Annotated in this window: 3 protein-coding genes and 1 pseudogene; all 4 read left to right on the top strand. The window is 51.9% G+C overall.

The window, feature by feature from the left end; genetic code table 11:
* Positions 1–66 precede the first annotated feature (66 nt).
* On the top strand, positions 67–435 hold the full coding sequence (locus H6F43_RS23030; protein WP_190341728.1) for a hypothetical protein: 369 nt from the start codon (positions 67–69) through the stop codon (positions 433–435).
* Between the two features lie 219 nt (positions 436–654).
* Positions 655–1,719 carry an LLM class flavin-dependent oxidoreductase gene (locus H6F43_RS23025; RefSeq protein ID WP_199290176.1) on the top strand — a complete coding sequence of 355 codons (1,065 nt, stop codon included), beginning with the start codon at positions 655–657 and terminating at the stop codon, positions 1,717–1,719.
* A gap of 132 nt (positions 1,720–1,851) precedes the next feature.
* On the top strand, positions 1,852–2,241 hold the full coding sequence (gene rutC / locus H6F43_RS23020; RefSeq protein ID WP_190341729.1) for a pyrimidine utilization protein C: 390 nt from the start codon (positions 1,852–1,854) through the stop codon (positions 2,239–2,241).
* 18 nt (positions 2,242–2,259) lie between these two features.
* Positions 2,260–2,465 (top strand): annotated as a pseudogene (locus tag H6F43_RS23015) (pyrimidine utilization protein B); the annotation flags it as partial.

The raw sequence follows: 2,465 nt of genomic DNA, 5'->3' as shown, positions 1-2,465 counted from the left end.
TAGAACGCTGGGGATCGCTCTGGTACGGTGAGCACATTAACCAAAAGTTCTAAACAGGAGTGTTTTATGTCTGAAGTTGCTAGTAACCTAGATGGTCCTCAAAATCAAGACGCACAGCTAGCGGCAGACGCGATCGCCGCTGGTCAAGAAAAACTTCCCAATGTCGATGTTGAAGCAGACTACGAAGCAGCCCAGCAGTTTAGCGTTAGCCCTATCGATCGCACAGGCGAAGGTGCACAAGCCGCACAGGAAGCGACTGCTCCTCAGTTTGAAGTTTCTCAACCCGAATCGACCACCACAACCGCTGAGCCTACAGGCGATCCCGGCGATTACCTGGACATGGCAAGGCAAGTCAGTCCGGCTCCGACCGGAGCCAGCAATGTGACGGATGACCTAGTAAACAAGGCAATCGAGAAGGGACAGCCAGGGCAATAGTTAGCGCCCAGTAACCAGTAATTGTGATTCGTTAAATTGAATTTTTTATCGAGGGTGACGATCGTCACCCTGTTTTGTTGTGTAGCCGCCGCACCTTGAAGTGTTCAGTAACATTTACTTCAATTCAGGTTGAACACACTGCCTATAATTCGACAGATCTCGCGGCGATACCGTTGCATCGTTTGCGGTTCCATCAATTGAGGCAAGCGTGTAGTTGAGATGAGCTATCTGGATTTTGGAATCTTTATTCCGATCGCCAATAACGGTTGGATCATCTCGAAGGCATCTCAATATATGCCCTCGTTTGAGCTAAATAAAACCATTACTCTAAAAGCTGAATCCTATGGATTTGACTTCGCCTTTTCGATGGTGAAATGGCGCGGCTATGGCGGCGATATTCAGCATTGGGACCACGCGCTGGAATCGTTTAGCTTGATGTCAGGATTGGCAGCCGTCACCAGCAAAATCGATCTCTATGCCTCGATCGCCATTCCCACGATTCATCCAGCCGTGGTGGCTCGCATGGCAGTGACGATCGACGATATTAGCCAGGGCAGATTCGGCATTAATATTGTGTCCGGTTGGAACAAGCTGGAGTACTCCCAGATGGGCATTCTGACGGATCAAGCATATTTGTCTTACCGCTACGAGTACGCGACAGAATATGTGCAGATCCTGAAGCAGCTATGGCAGCACGGCAGAGTCACGTACCACGGCAGATTTTTTGAGCTAGAGGACTGTCTCTGTCAGCCAAAACCCTCTCGCGATATCCCGATCGTCTGTGCCGGACAGTCCGATCGTGGAATTCGGTTTACTGCTGAATGGGGCAGCTATAACTTTGTTTTGGGCGACATGACAACTCTGGGTAACATCAGCACTCGCCTGAAGCAGATGGCAGGCGAATACGAGCGACAAGTTGGCACGTATGCCCTGTTTACTGTAATAGCGGCTCCGACTGATGAGGAAGCGCGGGCGCGGGTTCAGTGGCTGATGGATCATGCCGACATGACGGCAATTCAAAGCTGGGGCGGTGCCTTGGCAACGGACAAAGGCGGCGGTATGGCAACCGCCATGCAGGCGGAAATTTTCATGGGAATTCCAACGATCGTCGGTTCCTATGCAACGGTTGCGGCGTATCTCGATCAACTGTCAGCGCAAACGAGCATGGACGGAGTTCTGTTTACGTTCCCCGACTTTATCGACGACCTGACGGCATTTGGCGAAGAAGTCATGCCCTTACTCCACTGCCGCAATTCATTAATAGACGCCGCACACGTTGCCTGAACGATTGATTTGTCTGGGATCATTGGTCTGGGATCAATGGTCTTGCAGCCATTGCTACAGATCTCGATCGATAACCTCCGTATTTTTGTATGGGATCTGCTGTCTTGCGATCGCGCGTTTGTGAGTGTTGCTATGCCAGGTCGTCCAATTATTCCGCCCGGTTCACCACCCCCGCTAGCCCCCTACTCACCCGGAATGAAATCGGGAGAAGCGCTGTACGTTTCGGGGACGCTTGCTTTAGATGCGGAGGGTCAGCTTGTCGGCGAAAACGATGCTACGGCTCAGACCCGTCAGGTTCTGGAGTCGATTAAAAGCGTTGTTGAAGCAGCCGGTGGGACCCTGGCAGACGTGACCTTCAACATGATTTTCTTAAAAGACTTTGCCGACTACCCCAAAATGAACGCCGTCTACGCAGAGTACTTTCCCCAACCGTCGCCTGCCCGCTACTGCATCCGAGCGGACCTCGTTAAGCCAGAGTTTTTAGTCGAAATCGCCTCGATCGCCCACATCAGCAACGGTTGATTTAACTCGTTAATCCTCATGACTTCCCCCGTGACGATTTCAGCCAGACCAGAGTCGATCGACTTCGCGCCCAGCGAAACGGCAGTGATTGTAGTGGACATGCAAAATGCTTATGCCTCGAAGTGCGGCTACCTGGACATTCTAGGTGTAGACCTGTCAGGAATTCAGCCTGTGATCCAGTCCACACGAGCCGCGATCGACGCCTCGCGCCGCGCTGGAATGCA

It is taken from the genome of Leptolyngbya sp. FACHB-36 (assembly GCF_014695955.1).
Classification (GTDB): domain Bacteria; phylum Cyanobacteriota; class Cyanobacteriia; order Leptolyngbyales; family Leptolyngbyaceae; genus FACHB-36.
Note: the sequence above shows the minus strand (reverse complement) of the source record. Positions and strands in the feature narration are given on the sequence as shown.

Excerpts from the sequence above, each read along its gene's own strand:
- H6F43_RS23025 (WP_199290176.1), top strand. The coding sequence starts at position 655 with ATGAGCTATCTGGATTTTGGAATCTTTATTCCGATCGCCAATAACGGT.
- H6F43_RS23030 (WP_190341728.1), top strand. The coding sequence starts at position 67 with ATGTCTGAAGTTGCTAGTAACCTAGATGGTCCTCAAAATCAAGACGCA.
- rutC (WP_190341729.1), top strand. The coding sequence starts at position 1,852 with ATGCCAGGTCGTCCAATTATTCCGCCCGGTTCACCACCCCCGCTAGCC.